A 231-nucleotide genomic window follows, 5' to 3' on the forward strand; every position below is an offset into this window, starting at 1 on the left:
ACATAAATTGCTGTAAGACCCCATCCAAATATTAAACTTCGCACCCATATTTTTCTAACCCAAGGAAGATGTCCTTCTATATCCTTCAAAACACCTTTTTTCCCAACATAAAGTCCGAATAAGAAGATTGCTAGTACAAGTGGTACCATAAGAAACAAATTACTAATAATCAACGGAACCTCTTCTGCCAGGCGAAATGCGAGAATATCCATAAAGCTACCAGTCTGATAA

At 36.8% G+C, this 231-nt stretch carries 1 protein-coding gene; it reads right to left on the bottom strand.

Features of this window, described 5'->3' with window-relative positions:
* Window positions 1-212 (bottom strand): hypothetical protein (locus AOA59_RS33030; RefSeq protein WP_218212253.1); only part of this gene is annotated, 212 nt, incomplete at its 3' end.
* Window positions 213-231: the final 19 nt, after the last annotated feature.

The organism is Pseudomonas sp. 2822-15, assembly GCF_002742515.1.
GTDB classification, from domain to species: domain Bacteria; phylum Pseudomonadota; class Gammaproteobacteria; order Pseudomonadales; family Pseudomonadaceae; genus Aquipseudomonas; species Aquipseudomonas salomonii.